This window comes from Qipengyuania sp. ASV99, from assembly GCF_047872805.1.
Lineage (GTDB): Bacteria > Pseudomonadota > Alphaproteobacteria > Sphingomonadales > Sphingomonadaceae > Erythrobacter.
Window position 1 is genome coordinate 46,326 of the sequence record NZ_JBLQUK010000011.1, and the last position, 19,361, is coordinate 65,686.

Sequence of the window (19,361 nt, forward strand, 5' to 3'; positions counted from 1 at the left end):
CCTCAATACATCCCGAAAAGCCGTTCGAGCCATGTCGGCTGATGCATTGGCTGCACCCGCCCAAAAGCCTGCGCGCGGATCGCCGGATTGAGCGGCGGACGCGGGCTGCTCCACGGATCGGGTTTTGACGAGTGATAGATGTGGTGGCTCATTTTCATCCTCCTGTTCGAGCACATTTGCTCGGTTGAACGATGAAATTGCACGGCTCGTCTGACGCCAAGCTGAGCGAGCGGTTAGTTCGTATTCATCTTACGGTAGTATCGGATGAACGATTGGGCAAAATCGACGGCGTGCTGGGATCAATGGTCAGCCGGCATAGCAGGCCGGTGCACACCGGCAGTTTATGGCAAATTGGCAGGGGCGACAGGATTCGAACCCGTGGCCCTCGGTTTTGGAGACCGATGCTCTACCAGCTGAGCTACGCCCCTGCACGAGCCGCGCGCTTTATCGAAGCCTCCAACAATACGCAACCGGTCTTTGGCACCGCCCGTCGCATCCATGCAATCGCGGCGCATCTTTGCTGTTAAAGAAACACCATGCATTCGCCCATCCGCCCTCCTGTCCCGGTCGACACCCTGCTGCTCGCCTATCGCAGCGGGATTTTCCCGATGGCGGACACGCGCGAGGATCAGGATATATTCTGGGTCGAGCCGCGCGAGCGGGCGATCATCCCGTTGGGCGGTCTGCATGTGTCGAAATCGCTGCGCAAAGTGCTGCGCGCTGACCGGTTCGCGGTCACGCTTGACCTCGCGTTCGAGCCGGTGATGCGGGCCTGCGCCGCGCCGCGTCCGGGCCATCCCGAAAGCTGGATCAGCGACCGCATCGTCGCCAGCTATGCCGGGCTGCACCGTGCAGGCCACGCCCATTCGATCGAATGCTGGGCCGAGGCAGATGGCGAGAGGGTGCTGGCTGGCGGGCTTTACGGCGTCGCCTTTGACCGGGTGTTTTGCGGCGAGAGCATGTTCAGCCTTGCGGACAATGCCAGCAAGGTGGCGCTGTGTTGGCTGGTGGCGCTGCTGCGCGAGGCGGGATACACCTTGCTCGATTGCCAGTTCATCACCGATCATCTGGAAACGCTGGGCGCAGTGGAAATGCCGCAAGCCAAATATTTGCACCGGGTCGAAGCCGCGCGCGGAAAGCCGCGTTGCAGCCTCGCCGAAGCCTATGCCAACCTCACATCAGGCGGCGATCATTCGTCGCCGGGAAAACTCATCGCGCAGTCTTTGACCCAGACATCATAGACCGGATGTTCGACGACGTTGAGGCTGGGGTTCTCCTTGAACAGCCAGCCTGAAAAAACCCGGCGGTGCTGATCCTGGCCGCGTTCGAGCACATCGACCTGCACGAAAGCGCCGGTTTCGCTCGGAAATTCATAGGGCGCGGTGCGTTCGCAAGCGGCCAGCCGGACGATCACCGGACCATCTTCAAAAACCTCGCCAGGGCGCAATTCAAGGTCCCGGCTGACATTGTTGCGTTTGTTGAGCAGGCCAATCGTCGCCGTCCGCTCTGCCATGGGGGTTGCACCGATGTCTTCAGCCGCCGCGACGGTATCGGCCCCATCGGCAGGGGCCGCAGCCTCGTTCACTGGCACTTCGACCGTGTCCGAACCTTCGTCCGGCCCCGCCTCGCCGCAACCACTCAAGGCAATCGCGGCCAGCGCAGCGCAGGTCAGCGAGCCAAGCGGGGAGTTCAAGGGCGCGCGCATCACTCTGGCGCGCTCAGCCCTCTGGGCTCCAGGCTTCGTAATCGCCGTCAGCTGCGGCGCGCTGACCGCCGCGTTCAAGCGCACCTTGCGGCCGGTATGCCTGCGGCGTGCCGGTGGCGTTGGGGGTGTAATCCACCTCCCAGATATGCGCCGGAGGCAGATAGCTTTCGGGCACATCGACAAACGAGCCGTGCAGCCAGCCGTGCCATTCGCTCGGCACGCGGCTGGCATCGTTTTGCCCGTTGTAGATCACCCAGCGGCGTTCGCGCTGAGTGTAGGAGCCGTTGGGCTTCTGCCCCGGCTTTACCTTGGCGCGGAAATAGGTGTTCCCCTGCGCATCGGTGCCGACCTGCTCACCTCCTACGCGTGCCGACCACCAATGCGTGCCGATGGTTGCCCCATCCCACCAGGTGAAGATTTTTCCTAAGATGCTCATGATGCCATTCCCATGCGCGGCCGGTTAAACCAATTGCTGCCTTGCGCCAAGGTTGATTGTCACTGCGGCAGGGTAAACTCGACCAGATCGCCCGGCTTGATCCCCAGTTCCTCCGATCGTCCGCCGCGAATTTCGAACACGGCGATGGCGAGGCCATCAGATGCGACGCTGTCGGTCGAATAGGGCACGCCTTTGGCGATATTGGCGATCCGATTGTCCGGCCCAATAAAGATGATGTCGAGCGGCAGCGGGGTGTTCTTCATCCAGAAGCTGCGCACCTGCGGGGTGTAAGAGGGAAACAGCATCGCGGCAAAGTCATCAAGTTCGGTGCGAAACATCAATCCACGCGCCTGCGCTTCGTTGGTGTCGGCCAATTCGGTCAGGAAACCGATCTGTTCATCGCCGGTGTGAACTGTGACTGTGATTAACTGCAAGCCCGATTCAGGGTGCTCGGTCGGGACCGCTCGCTCGGTGGTAACGATCGCAGCCTGACCGGCAGATTTATCCTCGGCTCTTGTGACCTGCGCATTGGCCGATGACCCGTCCGCTGCCGAACACGCGGCCAGAATTAAGGCTGCGAACATGCTTACCCATTTACCCATAATCCGCTCTCTCCCTGTGATTCTTCGGCTTCTGCCTCGGCCAGCCATTCTTCCACTTCGGCGATTGCGGCTGCATCAAGTATGAACCGCACGTGGTCATACAAATGCCCTGCCCGCAGCATTGCGGCAACCTGCTTTTCGCGCAGCTTCTGGCGCGCGTGGGAATCGCCGCCAGCGTTTTCACCCGCGTCGGCCTTGCCCCCTTGGGCGAACAGGCCGAACCGGCGCTTTTTTGCCAGCAGAACCGCCGCACGCCGGCTTTCGGCCTCTCCGGGGGCGTGATCGGCGCGCAGGTCCTCCGCTACACCCGCCGCCCATAATGTCTGCTCGACCCGTCTTGCGCCAAACCCGCGCGCGGTCAGATCGCGGCTGCGCGACCTTGCATAGGCATCGTCATCGACATAGCCGAGTTCGATCATCCGGGTGACAATTCCGGTCACGTCAAGCTCTGGCGTGCGGCCATCTGCATCCTCTGCGACGCCGCGTTCGCGCAGCTTGCGGGCAAGGTATCCCTCCAGCTTGGCACCCGTGGTGGCAAAGCGTGCGGCATAGGATAACGCCAGATCCCGAAGCATGGTCTGGTCAAGCGGGCGGGCCTTTTTGCGCTGATTGCTTGCACCTTGCGCCTTTTGCTGGCGGCGCGGACGTGCCTCATCGTCCGGTGCCAGACCGCCTGATTCGCTACCATGCGATGACGTTTTGCTTTCCTGTGAAACCATTTCGCCTTATTCGTGCCACTATCCTTATCAAATGGGAAAGCTGGACGACCACCGGCACATTGCGCCGGTGGCTGTGGGGATACAATAGAGCACGCAAATGCGCGCCGCAAATTACGGGTATCGCTGATAAAATGACCGAAGCCGCCATGGTCCCAACGCCGAATGATTGCGAATTGCCGCGAATCCGCGCGCAGTTTGCGACCTTTAATGACGCGATTGATTATGCCGCTCGCAGCAAGAAGGGCCTGAATTTTCATGATATGCGCGGGCAATTGGAACGCGTCTATCCCTATTCCGAAATGCGCGAAGACGCGATTGCGATGGCATACCGGCTGATCGATGCGGGCATTGGCGCGGAAGACCGCGTTGCCCTGATCGCGGAAACCGGCCCCGATTTCGCCGCGCTGTTCTGCGCCTGCGTCTATGCCGGGGCATGGCCGGTGCCGCTGCCTTTGCCCACCACCTTTGGCGGCAAGGACAATTATATCGACCAGCTGGCAGTGCAGTTGCAAAGCGCCGATCCCGCGATCCTGATCTATCCTGAGGAAATCGGCGAAATGGCCGCAGCTGCCGCCGCGCGGCAGGGCTGTGCGGGGGAAAGCTGGCAGGAATTTGCCCAGCGCGCGGCTCCGGTTGTCGATCTGCCCGAGGCATCGCCCGACGATATTTGTTACCTGCAATATTCCAGCGGATCGACCCGCTTCCCCACCGGCGTCGCGGTGACGCACCGGGCTTTGTTGCACAATCTTTACGGCCATGCCGTCTCGATGGAGCTGGGTGAGAATGACCGCTGCGTCAGCTGGCTGCCGTGGTATCATGACATGGGGCTGGTCGGCTGTTTCCTGTCGTTGATCGCCAATCAGTTTTCGGTCGATTTTCTCAAACCCGATGCCTTTGCCCGGCGTCCGCTGGCGTGGCTCGACATGATCAGCCGCAATCAGGGCAACACCGTCTCTTATTCTCCCACATTCGGCTATGACATCTGCGCCCGCCGCATTTCCAGCCAGAGCCAGGTGGCGGAGCGGTTTGACCTGTCGCGCTGGCGTATCGCGGGCAATGGCGCGGATATGATCCGCCCGGATGTGATGCAGAGTTTCGTCAACGCCTTTGCCGACGCGGGGTTCAAGGCGGCGGCCTTCACCCCTTCCTATGGGCTTGCCGAAGCGGTGCTGGCCGTCACCGTCATGCCGCCGGGCGAAGGGATCAGGGTTGAACTGGTCGAGGAAGAGCGCCTTTCGGGCACTCCGCGCGACATTTCGCGCCCGGCCCGGTATCGCGCCATCGTCAATTGCGGAAAGCCTTTGCCCGACATGCAGGTGTTGATCACCGGCGAAGACGGCCATGCGCGCGGCGATCACCAGATCGGCAAGGTCTGGTGTCAGGGCCCCAGCGTCATGCATTCCTATTTCCGCAACGAGGAAGCGACGCAGGATTGCCTCGTCCCAAGCGAAGACGGCAAGGGAGTCTGGCTCGACACGGGCGACATGGGCTACACCGCAGACGGGTATCTGTTCATCGTCGGCCGGGCGAAAGACATGATTATCATCAACGGCAAGAACCACTGGCCGCAGGATATCGAATGGGCGGTGGAACAATTGCCCGGTTTCAACCACGGCGACATTGCAGCTTTCTCGATCGAGACGGACAATGGCGAGGAAGCGCCCGCCGTGCTGGTCCATTGCCGCGTTTCTGACCCGGTCGAGCGGCTGAAACTGCGCGAGCAGATCGCCGACAAGGTGCGTTCGGTCACCGGCATGCGCTGTGTTGTCGAACTGGTCCCGCCGCGCACCCTGCCACGCACCAGCTCAGGCAAGCTGAGCCGGGCCAAGGCGAAGAAACTGTATCTGTCGGGCGAGATCGTCCCGCTCGAACTGGCGGCCTAAAACGCGAATTCGAGCACCGCATGCGTGCACAGCGTGCCTGAATCGGCGAGCGTGACAGTGCAATCGATATAAGCGCTGGCTTTGCCGAAGCGCCGGACTTCGGCTGCGATCATCAGATCCTCGCCTGTTGCTGGACGCAGGAAATGTGTGTGCTGATAGACCGTGCCTTTCGAAACCCGCGAACCGGTCGCGACCGCCATTGAAGCGACAGTGTCGATCGCCGCCATCAGCGCTTGACCGCAGATCGATCCGGTAAAGAACTGCAAGTCGGGTGATTGCGGGAGGCGCGCCGCGAAATAGCCTTCGCGCAGTTCGAAATCGGTGAGGCCCATCTCTTTGATCCACGGCGCGTAGATCCAGTCGAACGCTTCGGCAGCGTTCTCGGCAGTGACCGGAAAGAAGTCAGCAAGTGTTCTGGTCATGCTCTGCCCCCTGTATTGAATGGGCTAGTTCCCGCCCCAATCCGCGCTCAATTCTCCGCCGCCGCTGCGCACGCTGACGCTTACCCCGCGCCGCGCGAGGATTTCGGCCGCTTGGGTCGCCTGCTCATCATTTCCGGCGAGCACGATCGGCAGATCGATCCGCTTGGACGCCCATTCGATCACGCTCAGCGCCTGAGCGCCTTCGGGCGTGGGTCCGTCTGCATCAAAAGGGATGGCATCGGGCAAATCGCCTATCGGCGGCAACAATTCGATGGTCCAGTCCGGCTCAGTCGCGGCAATCCGCATCTCCAGCGCCCGATAGGCCGCCAAGGTTGCGCCATCGAGCCGCTCTGCCCGCACGGTGGCGCGGCGGCGGGTGCGATCCACCGTCACTTCGTCTTCGGTCACGCCCGCAACCAGTGCAAGCCGGGTGGCAAGCGAGGCGGCGCGCTCCCGTGCGACCTCTTCCTCATTGGCGCGGGCGGCGGAAAGCTGAGCCTGCTGCGCGGCGCTCGCCGCAGTGCCAACCTGCAACTGCGTTAGCGACAGTTCGACCGGTTGATCGAGCCGAGCCGACAGCGCGCGTTCGATTTGCGCCTCCGCCTCTGGCAGCGGATTGGGGGTGTAAACCGATGCGCCAATCACAATCGGATCGGCCCGGAAATCGACATCGAAGCGCGATATTTCAGTGCCGTCGACGAAGGGTTCATAAATCTCTGCGCGAATCACCCGCTGCGCGTTGGTCTGAAACGCGATCTGTTGCAGCGACAGGGCCAGCGGAATCGCCAGCGCCACGAACACCGCTGCGACGGCGATGTTCTGAAACAAGGTGTTGCGCGAGCTGAGCGAGGTGCGGAATCCATAAAGCCGCGCCATCGCCAGCGCGGTCAGCGCAATCGTGATGAGGTTGGTGACATAGAGCAACAGCGCGCCCGAAAACACCGTCCAGTTCCACGTTGCCAGGCCAAAACCCACGGTCGCCAGCGGCGGCATCAAAGCGGTCGCAATAGCGACGCCGACAATCGTGCCCTCTCGCCCGCGGATCATCGCATAGGCACCCGCGAGCGCGGAAAACAGTGCAACGAACAGGTCAAACAGATTGGGCTGGGTGCGCGCGGCGATTTCTGACGTGATCGTCTGGATCGGCGACAGATACACCAGCGCCGCAGTCAGCGCGACCGCCATCACCGTGCCCCAGGCGAGGCTGCGCGCGGACTTCTTAAGCCATTGGTAATCGCCAATTGCCAACGCGAAACCCAGCCCCATGATCGGATCCATCAGCGGCGACAGCAACATCGCTCCGATCACCACCGCAGGCGAAGACAGCAGCAGGCCGAGCACCGCGATCCCCGCGCTCATTGCGGTCATAAACAGATAGCGTTCGGACAGAGCGCATTCGGCGCGGCGCTTCTCGATCACCTGCGCCTGTTCGACCGTGCCGACCACATCTTCGCGCCACCACCGGCGCAGGCTGAACAGCACCCGCGCAATCGACATGCCATCGCCAGCCACCGCTGCCGCGCCTCGTGGCGGGACTGGCGTGTAGCCCGAACTTGATGGAGCAGGCGGCGGAGAGGTTTCGTCGGTCACTGGTGTTGCTTCCCTGATTGGCCGGAAGCCTTACGGTCAATCGCCTCCGAACGGAAGCGGATATGACGCGGCGCGAGAGGGGACAAGGTTTCTGGCGGGGGCGGCAAATGGGCGTTGGATTGATGCAGACAAACGCGCTAGCTTGACTGTAAACTTGAAACGCGTGTTTTAGATCACTAATACACTGGATAGGAACGCCGCCCGGCCAACAACGCCGCCGCGGCAGTTCAGGGAGCCAAGACGCCGCATGAGCACCGAAATGAAGCCAGAGACCACCATCGCCACCGCGACCAAAACGGCCACGGATTTTCAGTTGACCCCGCCCGACCCCGTGCCCGTGGTCGCAGCGGAGCAAGCCGCCGGGTTGGTGCCGGTCTCTACCGAACAGAAATCGAAATTGGATACCAAGGTTGATGCCTTCGTCGCCGACCTGGTTTCGGTCGATGCCAATTCGCCTGCGTTCGGAGAAAAAGTCGATCAGATCACGCGCATGGGGCAGGAACAGATCCGCGCCGCCGCCGCGCATTCCAACCGCTTCCTCGACCGCCCGGTGCGCGCAATGGATGCCGACAGCAGCGTCGGCAGCGACCTCGCCGAATTGCGCCGCACCGTCGAAGACCTCGATCCGGGCCGCAAGAGCAAGCTGCTGTCCCCGCGCAAGCTGTTTGGCATCATCCCGTTCGGCAACAAGCTCAAGAATTATTTCGACAGCTACACCAGCGCGCAGGGCCATATTCAGGCGATCCTCCAGCGGCTGGATAGCGGCAAGAAAGAGCTGCATCTCGACAATGCCGCAATCGACACCGAACGCGCCAAATTATGGGAAGCGATGGGCGAATTGGAACAGATGATCCACATCGCCAAGACATTGGATGCGCGGCTGGAAGCGAAGGCGCTCGAACTCGACAGCTCAGATCCGGCCAAGGCCAAAGCCTTGCGCGAATCCGCGCTGTTCTATGTGCGTCAGCGCACGCAGGATCTGCTGACGCAGATGGCGGTCAGCGTGCAGGGTTATCTCGCGCTTGACCTGGTGAAGAAAAACAACATCGAACTGGTCAAGGGCGTAGACCGCGCCAGCACCACCACCGTCGGCGCGCTGCGAACGGCGGTCACGGTGGCGCAGGCAATGACCAATCAGAGACTGGTGCTGCAACAGATCACATCCTTGAACAAAACCACCTCCGACATCATCGATTCGACCAGCACATTGCTGCGCGAACAGACCGCGCAAATCCACGAACAGGCCGCGTCATCGACGATCCCGCTGGAAACGCTGCAACGCGCGTTCCAGAATATCTATGACACCATGGATGAGGTCGACAGTTTCAAACTGCGCGCGCTCGACAGCATGAAGCAGACAGTCAATGTGCTGACCACCGAGGTCGAGAAGTCGAAAGGCTACATCGCCCGCGCCGAAGGTCAGGCGCAGGCGCAGGCCAAGGTCGCCTCCGACCCGTCGCTGTTGTCGCTGGACCGGTAAGGACCAAGGATGGCAGACAGCACACGCGAATCCGATCAGATATTGGGCGCCGCCAAACGCTCGCTGGTTACCCAGCAAGAAGGCGGGACGCATCGCCCCGGCATTGGCGCAAAGAGTATCGGCAAAGGCAGCGCTCAGGCCAAGTTTCAACATTTGTTGAAACGCGGTGCCTATCTGGCGGCGGCGCTGGTGGCGATTTTTGTGGCAACCGGGATTGTTGGTGCAGTGATTGGCGGGATCGGTTTCTGGGGCGTGATGGCGCTGGTGCTGGCGGTCGTGGTGGCGGTAGGAATTTTTGCGGTTGCGCCCACGCCGAAACCACCGAAAAGATCGGAACTCAAACTCGGCAACCCGCAGCAAATGGTCGCGCGCAGCGAACTCTGGCTGGAATCGCAGCGGCCAGCCTTGCCCGCTCCAGCGGCGGCGATTGTCGATCAGCTCGGAGTTCAACTCGATGCGCTTGGGCTGCAATTGCAGACGCTCGACGCCGCACATCCAGCGATGGCCGAGGTGCGCGAGCTGGTGGGCGAATATATCCCCGAAACGATCGACAATTATCGCAAGATTCCCGAACATTTGCGCCGCGAGGCCCACGCAGGCCAGACCGCCGATGACCGGCTGGTGTCGAGCCTGTCGAAAATTTCGGGCGAGGTCGAGCGGGTGACCCGGCGTCTGGCAGAAGGGGCGCTGGACGATCTGGCGGTCAAATCGCGCTACCTCGATTACCGCTATGGCGGGGACGAATTGATCGCCGATATGCGCGGTGAGGGATCGGGCGTGCCGCTGCCAGACCTCACCTCTGCGCCTGAACCCACCAAGCAGGCCCGCTGACGATGCGCGTCTCACTCCCCCACACGCTCGGGCGCGAGGAAGTGCGCGCCCGGATGCACAAGCACGGCCACGAAATCGCCGATTATTTTCCGCCCGGCATGGCCGATGTGCAAACCAGCTGGCCCAATGAGGACCGTATGGACCTGCTTATCACCGCCGCCGGGCAGCGGATCGAAGGCGGAATCGATATCGCCGAAGACAGCGTCGTGATTGAACTGGACCTGCCAGCGATGCTCGGCTTTCTGCGCGGCACTCTCGAACGTGCGGTGCGCAAACACGGCGGCCGCTTGCTCGAAAAAAGCTGAGCGCTACTTCGCCCGCGTCAACAGCGTCACCCCTGCATCGGTAAAATCGAGCGCTTCGATGCTTTCGGCAAAGAGACACTCGCCAGGACCGGCGCGCGCCTGAACCGATCGCGCCCGCACCTCACCTGACAGCGGCAGCGCCAGCAGCGCGCCGAAATAGGTCGCTGACACGTCCGCATCGGGCGCGCCCTCGATCCGGTCGAGCCGGAAATGATCCGCGTTGATCAAAGTCTGGCCGCGCGCCGCCACACTGCTCCTGTGACAGACCGGATAGGGCACACCCTTGGCCACCGCCAAAGCCCGCTCCAGATGCAATTCGCGCGGGCGGCCATAGTCGTAGAGGCGAAAAGTCGTGTCGCTGCTTTGCTGAACCTCCACCAAGGCCAAACCGGGACCGATGGCATGGACCGTGCCCGCAGGCAGGAAAAACACATCGCCCACCTGCGCATTGTGCCAACTCAGCAGCGCCTCAATTGACCCATCGCGCGCGGCGGCTGCGATCTGCTCGGGCGAAACCTGCCGGTTGAACCCGATGGCAAGCTGCGCCCCCGGCTGCGCATCGAGCACCAGCCAGCATTCTTCTTTGCCCGCCTCGCCCGGCAACGCATCGGCATCGGACGGGTGCACCTGCACCGACAATTTTTCGCTGGTGAAGAGGTACTTGACCAGAACCTGCGGCAATTCGGGGGGCGGTTCGAACCAGATTTCGCCGATCTTTTTGCCCGCAGGTGCGGTGAAGGGCGCGGGCAAAGCAGTCCGGCCCCAAACCTTTTCAATCATGCGGGGCGAGACCGAACGAACTGCCGCAATCATTGCTGCGCGGCTCCGGGCAGCTTGCCCACAGTTTGCGCGCCTTCGCGGGTGGTGACCAGCACCTCACCCCCGGAAACGACGATGCAAATGTCGCGCAATCCGACGGCAGAAATGCGTGGTCCATCGGTTGACGCGAACACCCGGTCGCAATCGGCCAGATCGGCGCGGCCTTGCACGACATTGTCAGCACCATCGCCGCAATCGGCAATCAGCGCATCCTGCAATGTGGCCCAATTGCCGATATCGGACCACCCCATGTTGGCGGGCACCAACGCCGCGCGTGCGGTGTTTTCCATCACCGCGTAATCGATGGAGTCGCCTTTGATCCGGTCGAATATCCCGGCATCGGGATGGAAGCGCGCGCGCTCCGAATGGCCCTGCGCCGCCGCCTGCCGGACGGCGTCGGCCATCGCCGGGCGGTGCGCAGCCAGTTCATCCAGCAGTGCGCCTGCGCGGAACGCGAAAATGCCGCCGTTCCAGTAATATTCGCCGCTGGCCAGATAGGCCTCCGCCCGCGCGCGGTCGGGCTTTTCGACAAATCGGGTCGCCGCAAATCCGCCTGGCAACACTTTGCCTTTTTGAATATAGCCATAGCCGGTTTCGGGCCGGTCCGGAGTGATGCCGAACGACACCAGATAATCCTGACGCGCCAGTTCGGCTGCGGCCAGAGCCGTGCTGCAAAAGGCAGCATTGTCGGCGATATGGTGATCGCTGGGGCACGCCAGCATGATGTCATCGGCAGGCAGAATGGCTGCGGCCAAGGCAATGGCGGGGGCGGTGTTTCGAGCCGAAGGTTCGATGATCAGGCGGTATTCCGCACCGCGCATCTGATCCTCGATCAACTCGGCATGGTCAGACCCGGCGACCACAATCGGCGCGGCAAAACGCGCATCACCTGTCACACGGCGAACCGCCTGTTGAAACAGCGTCGTTTCGCCGATCAATGGCAAAAACGGCTTGGGCAGAGACTTGCGGCTCACCGGCCACAGCCGGGTGCCGCTGCCGCCGCACAGGATCACCGGATGGATCGGGGTCTGATTAACCATGCTCTTCTCTTACCACCGCCTTGGTTTAATGCCAGTGAAGAGCCCGGCGATATGGCTCAAGACGGCACCATTCCGGCGCTATCGCTCGCGGAAATCGACCCGGTAACCATAGCGCGCCTCGACCGCATCGCCGGCCCGGTTGCGCGCCGGGTTGAAGCGGATCTTGTCGATCACGAGCTCGCACACCAGCGCTGTGGTCTGCGCATCGGCGGTGCTGCGCGCCACCGAACAATCGCGCGCGGTGCCATCGGCCTGCACGGTAAAAACCACTGTGACCGATGTGCCAAAGCGTGCCTCGCGCCCGCCATCGGGAATGGGAAAATCGCGCCGCGGGTCAAGGCTGCCCGAACGCACACTGGGCCGCACCGCCGCGCCGTTACCCTGACCGCCGCCGCGATTGCCACTGCCCGTGCCCATCCCGTCGCCCGCTGCGCCAGTGCCGTCGCCGCTGTCACGCGCGCCCGAATCCGGCGCAGTGCCAGTGGAGGACGCCTGCGGCCGCGGCACCGGAGAACGGGTGACGCGCGGCGTGGGCGCGGTGACCGGCTGCGGCACCGCCTCCTTTCCCGCTGCGCCGTCCGCGCCTTCGTCAGGCTGAGGATCAGTCGGCAGTTCCTGGGGCGTTGTCACCGTTACGGTAAAGGCGCTGGTCACGCTGCGTTCGACCGATGCGGTGAACTCAGGCGCGAGCAACCGCGACAGGCCATACAGTGCGAGCACATGGAACAGCGCAATCGCCACCAGCAGCGGCCAGCGCACCCCTATCGGTTTTCCCTGATAGCCGCTTTTCAACTTGGTCATCGACTTTGTGCCACACCGTATTTGAAGCGCGTCCTTACCCGGACGCGCAAAAGCCACGCTGGGCAACCTTACCAGCGTCAGAGAAAATTGCGATGGAGCGCACGCAGCGCATGGTTGAAAGCGCAACGAAACCGCACGCAGCAACGCAGCGATCGGGTGCCGGTGCGATGATCGCTTGCGGGCCAATCGACCGGCGCAGCCTGCTTGCCGCGCTGTTCGGCTCGATCGCCTACCTCGTCCTTAGCGCGGTAAGCCTGTTGCTGTCACAGGTCGAAGTCGTGCTGGCGAGCGTGTGGGTTCCCAATGCCGGCGTGGTCGCCATGCTGCTGATTGCACGACTGCGGTGCGAATGGCCGATCTATGCCGGGATCATGGCCGCCAGCATGGCTGCCCATTTTGTGTCGGGCAATGGCGCAGCGGCTGCGCTGATGCCTAGCGCTGCCAATCTTGCCGAAATTGCGCTGGTCACTTGGCTGATCCGGCGGTCTTGCGATGGCGCGCCGGACATGAACGACCTGTCGCATCTTGGGCGTTTCCTCGCGTTTGGCGGGCTGGCTGGGCCGCTGGTATCGGCGATAATTGCAGCGGCGGCGATTGGATTTGGGGGAGCAGGTGCCGGTGCGGCTTTGGTGGGGGCATCATCGTGGTTCCTCGCGCATTCCATGGGCATGATCCTGTTCGTGCCCGCCGCACTCATGCTTGCCCACACCCGGCGCAGTGGGTCACGGCCATCCAGAGCCGAGCTTGCGGATCGCGGCATGATCATCCTCAGCGGGCTGCTGGCGATGGTGCTGGTCTTCAATCAGGATCGCTACCCGCTGGAATTCATCGTGCCGCCCATGACTTTGATAGTCGCCATCCGCCTAGGCGGATTGGGAACCGCGCTCTATGTCCCCTGCGTTGCAATCACGGCCAGCGCGATGACCTATGCCGGTCTGGGTCCGTTTGCGCTGCATCCCGTCTCTGCTGTCGGCAAGATGTTTGTTATTCAGGCCTTTATTGCCGCCAATTTCCTGACCGGGCTGCCGATTGCCGCGATCCTCGCCGGGCGCGCGCGGCTTAGCAATGAACTTGCCGCTGGACGCAGCGAGCTTGCTCTGCTCGCCGACAACGTCACCGATGCCGTGTTCAGCGTCGATCATCACGGAGCATGCAGCTATGCTTCCCCATCGGTGCAGGAAGTGCTGGGAATTGCGCCGAGCGATTTGATCGGACAGCAATTTTGCGGATTGGGACGCGACGGCGCGGATGAGCGGATTGCCGCAGTGTTTCACCGGCTGCTGAGCGGAGAGGCGGACAAGGAACGCATTTCTTACCGCCGGTTGCTCGATGCCCGCGACGGCACGCCGGTCTATATCGAGGCGGACTGCGCCGTCGTCCTTGCCCCGGAAACAGGAGAGCCCACTGGCATCGCTGTCTGCGCCCGCGACGTGACTGAGCGGGTCGAGCTGGAATTGCTGCTGACCCGCGCGCGCCGCAGTGCGGAAAACGCCGCACGGGTAAAGTCCGAATTTCTCGCCAATATGAGCCACGAAATCCGCACTCCGATGAACGGCGTGCTCGGCTTTGCAGAGATGATGTTGCAAGATGATCTGGACGATGCGCATCGCCGCCACACCGAAATGATCGTGCAATCGGGGCGTGCGATGATGTTGCTGCTCAACGACATACTCGACCTTTCCAAGATTGAGGCCGGGCAGATCAGTGTCGATCACGCTCCGGTCGATCTGTATTCGACGATTCGCGAATGCGCCGCGCTCCACCGTCCGGCAGCGGCGAAGAAGGGACTGGATCTGGTGCTTGCGCCTGCTCCAGCATCTGAGGCACCGCTGGTGGTCAGCGACGCGCTGCGGATAAGGCAGATCATCCTCAATCTGATCGGCAATGCGGTGAAATTCACGCAGCAGGGGCGTGTCGAGATTGCCTGTCACATCACTGCTGGCGAAGTCTGGGTTGAGGTCAGCGACACTGGCATCGGGGTTAGGTCGGACCGGATCGAGGCGATCTTTGCGCCCTTTACCCAAGGTGAGAATGACACCGCGCGCCGTTTTGGCGGGACCGGGCTGGGCCTGACCATCAGCCGCCAGCTGGCCGAATTGCTGGGCGGGCGGATCAAGGTCGATAGCGAGAAGGGGACCGGTTCGCGCTTTCGCTTGACGCTGCCTGCAAATCTGGCCGAACCTGCTCCGCCGTCCGCGAAGCAGGAAACGCCTGCGATACCCGCCGAGTCTTTCGAACCGCCACAGCGCGCCCGAATTCTGCTGGTCGAGGATCACGAAGTGAACCGCCTGCTGGGGACCGAAATGCTCGAACGCTGCGGGCAATCGGTCGCCGCCGCGCATGACGGCAACGAAGCCATCGCCATGGTGATCGACAGCATGATGCGCGGCCAATGCTATGATCTGGTGCTGATGGATATTCAGATGCCAGGCTGCGACGGCATAACCGCGACCCGCACCCTCCGGGGCGAGGGGATTGGCGCGGATGTGCTGCCGATCGTCGCGCTGAGCGCAAATGCCTATCCCGAAGATATAGCCGCCGCCCGTAAGGCCGGGATGCAGGCGCATCTGGCCAAGCCGTTGGTGTTTGCCGATCTCGCCCGTGCTTTGCAGCGCTGGCTGCCGACCCGGATTGTGGAAGCCGGTCATGATCGGACTGGACCAGATAATGCCGCTGCTCCGATTGCCTTGCCCCATAGTGGCGGATTGGCACCGCAGGCCGCGCAACGCGGCGGCTGGCCCATGCCGCAGCACCATTCGCCTGCGCTCATCCACCGTTGGAACAAGCGCCGTTTTGACGCGGTTGAGGCGGTGCGCTGCGCGCTTGAAACCGGCGCTCTCGGCAATTGTGCCGCAGCGCCGGAATCGAGCGAGGCGCTGGCGCGGTTGGTGCACAAGTTGGCGGGGACCGCAGCGATCTTTGGCGAGCCGGAGTTGGGCGATCAGGCCGCCGCGCTCGAACGGGCGCTGCGCCGCAACCTGCCCGCCGATGTGCAGCTGAACCTGGCGATGCAATTGCTGAGTATGGCGGATGATCCGGTCGATAGCCTTGGCGCAGCCGCAGGTTAAGCGTCACGGCGGAGGTGACCCAACGCAAACGGCGGAACCCGAAGGCCCCGCCGCTGCTGTTTTCTATCTGTTAGGCGACGAATTAGAATTCGTAGCGCGCACCGATCTGAATCCGCCAGGCCGAACCGCCGGGCGAAATCTGATTCTGATCGTCCGGGTTGAAACCGGAGATGATGTAACGGCCCTGTGCATCCACACCGCCATCAACCACGTCCACGAATTCTGGACGGCGACGCAGCACGTTCCAGTCTTCGTCAATCAGGTTGAGAAAGTTGTTGAAGTCGGCAAACAGCTCGATCCGGTCTTCGACCAGCCCGGTCAGGCTGCCGAGGAACGGCAGTTCCTGGCTGAAACGCAGGTCGAGGTCATAATGCCAATCCTGGTTACAGCTGTTGCGTTCAATCGACGCACCCGGAGTGAAATCGCAACCGCTCGCAGCGACATAGTTGATCAGCGACTGAACCGCTGCCGCATCTGACGAAGGCGATACGTTAGGATCGCTCACCCCGCTCGGCACGTAAAGCAGCGCGTTGTCGCTTCCCGACGAGCTGTCATTGAACACTGCGCCACCGTCAAAGGTGAGGCTGTACGGCAGACCCGAACGCGCCCGGAAGAATATTCCGAGATTGGTGTCGAAGCCTTCGAAGAACTCCTCACGGAAGCTCATCGTGGCAGTGATGTTGTGACGCGTTTCATAGTTCGAGGTCGAAACCGCAGGGTTCTGACGGTCAAACGCAGCCGTAATATCGTAAGACGAGGTTGCGGTCGACGAGCCGTTGTTGCGGTTGTTCTGCGAATCGGTGAAAGCATAACCGAAGTTCAAGCGCACCGATCCCCCATCTGTGATCAGACCGCCGTCGAAAGTCTTCGACAGAATGATCGAGGCAACATGGCTTTCATAGCTCGGGCCATTGGTCAGCTGGATTTCGTCATCCCGCCCGATGCGGTTGAAACAGATAGCCGACACGTTTTCATAGACCGGCGGGGTGCCGCCAGTGCCGGTCAACGTAGCGTTACAACCAGCAGCATCAGGATCGTTCACGTCAATCGCCGCGTAAATCGGACGCCCGTCCACGGTGAAGCCATTGAGGCCGCGCGTGATGTTGGGTGTCTGCGCCAGATCAACGAAGTTGAGCGTGTCGTTGAATCGCGAGTAAATGTAGTCGAGGTTCAAGCGCCAATCCGAGAAGAACCCTGTTTCGGTGCCGAAATCGGTCGAGAAACCGATATTGGCGCGCACGACGCTCGGCAGATCGAATTCAGGATCGGTCGACTGTGTGTCGGCCAGACCAGCAGCAGCCTGAGCCGAACCGGCTGCGGTGATGCACCCTGGGAAGCCGGTGAACTGGCCATTGACCACCACATCGGGTTGCCCATTTGCATCGCGCGGCAATTCGGTTGCTGAACAATTGTTCGCAGTACCCAGACCCGTCGAGAAGCCATTGTTCGAAAACGCATTGGAGAAATACACCACCGGATCGCCGCCCGAGAAGATGCCGACGCCGCCGGTGATCCGGCTGTTCGAGAAGAACCCGTCGTTGTCGAGTTCGTAGGTTGCCGAGAAGCGCGGCAAGATCAACGGATCGAGCGCACCGAACGACACCGAGTTTGAGAAGCCATAGCGATCAAGGAACTGTTGGTTCGGGCGCGGAGCATCGCCATCATACAGCTGCACCCGGATACCAGCATTGATCGACAGCTGATCGGTTGCCTGCCATTCGTCCTGTGCATAGACCGAATAAATACGGCGGCTGAACAAGGCAGCGGCTTCGTTGATGTCTCCGCTTGGGGTAGCGTTGATGTCGCCCGCATAGGCGTCGCCCGCAACAATATCATCCGCATCCGGGAACGATGTCGTGCCGCCAGTCAGCAAACCTTGTTCAAAATCGGCAAGGTTGGCAAAATAGAGCGAGCCGGTTGCATTGACAGCAAACAGGTTGAACACTTCGAGATCGTTGATTTCAGCGCCAAACTTAAAGAAGTGGCCGCCGCCTGCATCCACGTTCATCTGGAAACGAGCCTGATCAATCTTTGTATCCAGCTGGTTTGCCGAGCGGAAAATGCCAGGGCCGGTGCTAAGCACGCCATTTTGTGTGGTGCCGCTGCCATCGGGCGACACACCAACATTGAGACGAACGGTCGGGTTATCCGACTGGGCTTCGCCAAAGCCGAACGGTCCCTGCACGTCGCCCACTTCGGCGCGGCTCAGACGCAATTCGGTCGAGATCGTGTCGCTCCAATCGGAATAGAGGCGGACCGAGTAGTAGTCGGAAATCGTGCCTTCATCTTCGAACGAATTGAGTCCGGTCAGGTTCTGCGCACCCGTATCGCTTTCGACATTGGTTTCCTCAAGCCGCTGATACGTGGCTTCAAGCCGCTGGCCTTCGGTGATGATCGCATCGAGACGACCGAAATAACGCACCGAAGATTCTGGCAGGGTTGTTGGGTATCCACCCACGTCCTGACCATAGACATCGCGCGCAATCCGGGCGAATTCATCAAACTGAGCCTGCGAAACGAAATTGGCTTCGTTCAGGAAGCCACCGCCGCGAGGGCCGAATTCGTTGCCATCGGCCAGATCTGTTTCTTCGTAACCGAGCGAAAAGAACAGACGATCTGGAATGATCGGGCCGGACAGCGTGGCGCCCCAGCGCTTTTCCTGGCTGCCGGTGTCAAGATCGCCGACCAGACCGTCGTCGAAATAGGTGATAAAGGCCGAGCCGTGAAACTCGTTGCCGCCCGCTTTGGTCACAACGTTGACGAGGCAGCCGGTGAATTCGGAATATTCCACGTCGAACGGTGCAAACTCAACCGAGACCTGATCGACCACATCGAACGGCAGCGGCAGCGCGTTGCGCGCGGCAAACGGCGTGCCGTTGAGGCCGAAAACGTCCGCCTGCACGGTGCCGTCAACGGTGAAAGTGTTCGAACGGTCGTTGCCGCCGAGGCAGGAAATGCGCTCAACGTCGTTCTGGTTGTCCAGAGCGACGCGCGGGTCGATGCGGATAATGTCGCGGATGTCGCGGGTGATCGACGGGAAGGCTTCGAGCGTTTCAGTGCCGAATGCGGTGCCGGGGCCGACTGCAACCTGCGTCACGCGGGCGCGGGCGCCGGTAACAACGATTGTGTTGCCAGCTGCGCTTTCGACCAGAGCAAAGGTAAAGCCGGTGTTGCCCGAAATATTGGTGAAGACGTTTTCAACCGTCTGGCCTTCGAACCCGTCAGCGGTGATCGTGACGGTGTAGGGGCCTCCCGGTTGCAGAGACTGAACGCGGAATTCGCCATTGCCGCCGGTCATGGTGGTGCGGGTCTGGTTGGTGCGTTCGTCGGTGACAGTAACCATGGCACCCGACAGGCTGTTGCCGCTTGAATCGGTCACCTGGCCTTCGACGCCCGAAGTAATCTGCTGCGCGGCAGCCGGAGTTGCGATTGTTGCCGCAGCGGAGAGACTGACGACGCTCGCTGCCAAAAGATATTTGAGTTTCATGAAAGAAGGCCCCTGATCACGTTAAAGGAGGAGTGATGCCCGCGTCCCTAAGCGCGTTGCACTGCACAAAAGCGACTGTTTTATGACAATTCGATGAAACGCAGCCTGAGGCGGTTCTGAAAGTTCATCGAGGGCGGGCAATGGCCGCTGCAAACCCGCAGAATTCCGCCATA

The 19,361-nt window shown here is 61.5% G+C and carries 17 protein-coding genes and 1 tRNA gene; 6 read left to right on the top strand and 12 right to left on the bottom strand.

Going from position 1 to position 19,361, the window contains the following annotated elements; all coding sequences use genetic code 11:
* Positions 1 to 2 precede the first annotated feature (2 nt).
* Both ACM64M_RS12145 and ACM64M_RS12150 read right to left on the bottom strand, forming a co-directional pair.
* Entirely contained in the window at positions 3 to 152 is a 150-nt protein-coding gene (locus ACM64M_RS12145; protein WP_416228965.1) for a hypothetical protein, read from the bottom strand.
* Positions 153 to 352: 200 nt separating this feature from the next.
* Positions 353 to 428: transfer RNA gene (locus ACM64M_RS12150), tRNA-Trp, on the bottom strand.
* Positions 429 to 536: 108 nt separating this feature from the next.
* On the opposite strand from ACM64M_RS12150, the gene aat reads away from it, so the two are divergent.
* The gene (gene aat, locus ACM64M_RS12155) at positions 537 to 1,241 is read left to right on the top strand and encodes a leucyl/phenylalanyl-tRNA--protein transferase (protein ID WP_416228966.1); all 705 of its coding nucleotides are present in this window, start codon (positions 537 to 539) and stop codon (positions 1,239 to 1,241) included.
* Here aat and ACM64M_RS12160 read toward each other — a convergent pair.
* From ACM64M_RS12160 to ACM64M_RS12175, 4 genes are read right to left on the bottom strand one after another with little or no spacing between them, the layout of a single operon-like run.
* Positions 1,190 to 1,693 carry a DUF2155 domain-containing protein gene (locus ACM64M_RS12160; RefSeq protein WP_416228967.1) on the bottom strand — a complete coding sequence of 168 codons (504 nt, stop codon included), beginning with the start codon at positions 1,691 to 1,693 and terminating at the stop codon, positions 1,190 to 1,192. The two genes, aat and ACM64M_RS12160, sit on opposite strands and share 52 nt — an antisense overlap.
* A 25-nt stretch (positions 1,694 to 1,718) precedes the next feature.
* A complete protein-coding gene (locus ACM64M_RS12165; protein WP_416228968.1) occupies positions 1,719 to 2,141 on the bottom strand; it encodes an NADH:ubiquinone oxidoreductase subunit NDUFA12 in 423 nt (140 codons plus the stop codon).
* Positions 2,142 to 2,200: 59 nt separating this feature from the next.
* Entirely contained in the window at positions 2,201 to 2,743 is a 543-nt protein-coding gene (locus ACM64M_RS12170) for a DUF192 domain-containing protein (RefSeq protein WP_416228969.1), read from the bottom strand.
* Positions 2,728 to 3,462, bottom strand: a complete 735-nt coding sequence (locus tag ACM64M_RS12175) for a regulatory protein RecX (RefSeq protein ID WP_416228970.1) — start codon at positions 3,460 to 3,462, stop codon at positions 2,728 to 2,730. Before ACM64M_RS12175 ends, ACM64M_RS12170 begins: the two co-directional genes overlap by 16 nt.
* 131 nt (positions 3,463 to 3,593) lie before the next feature.
* On the opposite strand from ACM64M_RS12175, the gene ACM64M_RS12180 reads away from it, so the two are divergent.
* Positions 3,594 to 5,345, top strand: a complete 1,752-nt coding sequence (locus tag ACM64M_RS12180) for a fatty acyl-AMP ligase (RefSeq protein WP_416228971.1) — start codon at positions 3,594 to 3,596, stop codon at positions 5,343 to 5,345.
* On the opposite strand, the gene ACM64M_RS12185 is transcribed toward ACM64M_RS12180, so the two are convergent.
* Both ACM64M_RS12185 and ACM64M_RS12190 read right to left on the bottom strand, forming a co-directional pair.
* Positions 5,342 to 5,767, bottom strand: coding sequence for a PaaI family thioesterase (locus tag ACM64M_RS12185; protein WP_416228972.1), 426 nt, complete (start codon positions 5,765 to 5,767; stop codon positions 5,342 to 5,344). The genes ACM64M_RS12180 and ACM64M_RS12185 overlap by 4 nt on opposite strands.
* A gap of 24 nt (positions 5,768 to 5,791) precedes the next feature.
* Positions 5,792 to 7,357 (bottom strand): DUF389 domain-containing protein, encoded by a 1,566-nt coding sequence (locus tag ACM64M_RS12190; protein WP_416228973.1) that lies wholly within the window; start codon positions 7,355 to 7,357, stop codon positions 5,792 to 5,794.
* A 247-nt stretch (positions 7,358 to 7,604) separates the two neighbouring features.
* Here ACM64M_RS12190 and ACM64M_RS12195 point away from each other — a divergent pair, with 247 nt between their 5' ends.
* Genes ACM64M_RS12195 through ACM64M_RS12205 form a run of 3 tightly spaced genes read left to right on the top strand, consistent with a single transcriptional unit; the run spans position 7,605 to position 9,973 of the window.
* Positions 7,605 to 8,837: a toxic anion resistance protein gene (locus tag ACM64M_RS12195; protein ID WP_416228974.1), complete on the top strand. Its 1,233-nt coding sequence runs from the start codon at positions 7,605 to 7,607 to the stop codon at positions 8,835 to 8,837.
* Positions 8,838 to 8,846: 9 nt separating this feature from the next.
* A complete protein-coding gene (locus tag ACM64M_RS12200) occupies positions 8,847 to 9,668 on the top strand; it encodes a hypothetical protein (protein ID WP_416228975.1) in 822 nt (273 codons plus the stop codon).
* Between the two features lie 2 nt (positions 9,669 to 9,670).
* Positions 9,671 to 9,973 carry a polyhydroxyalkanoic acid system family protein gene (locus ACM64M_RS12205; RefSeq protein ID WP_416228976.1) on the top strand — a complete coding sequence of 101 codons (303 nt, stop codon included), beginning with the start codon at positions 9,671 to 9,673 and terminating at the stop codon, positions 9,971 to 9,973.
* Between the two features lie 3 nt (positions 9,974 to 9,976).
* On the opposite strand, the gene ACM64M_RS12210 is transcribed toward ACM64M_RS12205, so the two are convergent.
* The 3 genes from ACM64M_RS12210 to ACM64M_RS12220 all read right to left on the bottom strand — a co-directional run bounded on the left by ACM64M_RS12210 (position 9,977) and on the right by ACM64M_RS12220 (position 12,633).
* Positions 9,977 to 10,753: a class I mannose-6-phosphate isomerase gene (locus ACM64M_RS12210; protein WP_416228977.1), complete on the bottom strand. Its 777-nt coding sequence runs from the start codon at positions 10,751 to 10,753 to the stop codon at positions 9,977 to 9,979.
* A gap of 29 nt (positions 10,754 to 10,782) precedes the next feature.
* Entirely contained in the window at positions 10,783 to 11,832 is a 1,050-nt protein-coding gene (locus ACM64M_RS12215; protein ID WP_416228978.1) for a mannose-1-phosphate guanylyltransferase, read from the bottom strand.
* A gap of 78 nt (positions 11,833 to 11,910) precedes the next feature.
* Complete coding sequence (locus ACM64M_RS12220) at positions 11,911 to 12,633, bottom strand: hypothetical protein (protein ID WP_416228979.1); 723 nt, start codon at positions 12,631 to 12,633, stop codon at positions 11,911 to 11,913.
* Between the two features lie 110 nt (positions 12,634 to 12,743).
* Here ACM64M_RS12220 and ACM64M_RS12225 point away from each other — a divergent pair, with 110 nt between their 5' ends.
* On the top strand, positions 12,744 to 15,701 hold the full coding sequence (locus ACM64M_RS12225; protein WP_416228980.1) for an ATP-binding protein: 2,958 nt from the start codon (positions 12,744 to 12,746) through the stop codon (positions 15,699 to 15,701).
* Between the two features lie 82 nt (positions 15,702 to 15,783).
* On the opposite strand, the gene ACM64M_RS12230 is transcribed toward ACM64M_RS12225, so the two are convergent.
* Positions 15,784 to 19,188, bottom strand: coding sequence for a carboxypeptidase regulatory-like domain-containing protein (locus ACM64M_RS12230; protein WP_416228981.1), 3,405 nt, complete (start codon positions 19,186 to 19,188; stop codon positions 15,784 to 15,786).
* Positions 19,189 to 19,361 lie beyond the last annotated feature (173 nt).

What these genes read in the sequence shown, in the direction of transcription:
- ACM64M_RS12145 (WP_416228965.1), bottom strand. Translation starts at nt 152, where the DNA reads ATGAGCCACCACATCTATCACTCGTCAAAACCCGATCCGTGGAGCAGC.
- aat (WP_416228966.1), top strand. Translation starts at nt 537, where the DNA reads ATGCATTCGCCCATCCGCCCTCCTGTCCCGGTCGACACCCTGCTGCTC.
- ACM64M_RS12165 (WP_416228968.1), bottom strand. Translation starts at nt 2,141, where the DNA reads ATGAGCATCTTAGGAAAAATCTTCACCTGGTGGGATGGGGCAACCATC.
- ACM64M_RS12170 (WP_416228969.1), bottom strand. Translation starts at nt 2,743, where the DNA reads ATGGGTAAATGGGTAAGCATGTTCGCAGCCTTAATTCTGGCCGCGTGT.
- ACM64M_RS12175 (WP_416228970.1), bottom strand. Translation starts at nt 3,462, where the DNA reads ATGGTTTCACAGGAAAGCAAAACGTCATCGCATGGTAGCGAATCAGGC.
- ACM64M_RS12180 (WP_416228971.1), top strand. Translation starts at nt 3,594, where the DNA reads ATGACCGAAGCCGCCATGGTCCCAACGCCGAATGATTGCGAATTGCCG.
- ACM64M_RS12185 (WP_416228972.1), bottom strand. Translation starts at nt 5,767, where the DNA reads ATGACCAGAACACTTGCTGACTTCTTTCCGGTCACTGCCGAGAACGCT.
- ACM64M_RS12195 (WP_416228974.1), top strand. Translation starts at nt 7,605, where the DNA reads ATGAGCACCGAAATGAAGCCAGAGACCACCATCGCCACCGCGACCAAA.
- ACM64M_RS12200 (WP_416228975.1), top strand. Translation starts at nt 8,847, where the DNA reads ATGGCAGACAGCACACGCGAATCCGATCAGATATTGGGCGCCGCCAAA.
- ACM64M_RS12205 (WP_416228976.1), top strand. Translation starts at nt 9,671, where the DNA reads ATGCGCGTCTCACTCCCCCACACGCTCGGGCGCGAGGAAGTGCGCGCC.
- ACM64M_RS12210 (WP_416228977.1), bottom strand. Translation starts at nt 10,753, where the DNA reads ATGATTGAAAAGGTTTGGGGCCGGACTGCTTTGCCCGCGCCCTTCACC.
- ACM64M_RS12215 (WP_416228978.1), bottom strand. Translation starts at nt 11,832, where the DNA reads ATGGTTAATCAGACCCCGATCCATCCGGTGATCCTGTGCGGCGGCAGC.
- ACM64M_RS12220 (WP_416228979.1), bottom strand. Translation starts at nt 12,633, where the DNA reads ATGACCAAGTTGAAAAGCGGCTATCAGGGAAAACCGATAGGGGTGCGC.
- ACM64M_RS12225 (WP_416228980.1), top strand. Translation starts at nt 12,744, where the DNA reads ATGGTTGAAAGCGCAACGAAACCGCACGCAGCAACGCAGCGATCGGGT.
- ACM64M_RS12230 (WP_416228981.1), bottom strand. Translation starts at nt 19,188, where the DNA reads ATGAAACTCAAATATCTTTTGGCAGCGAGCGTCGTCAGTCTCTCCGCT.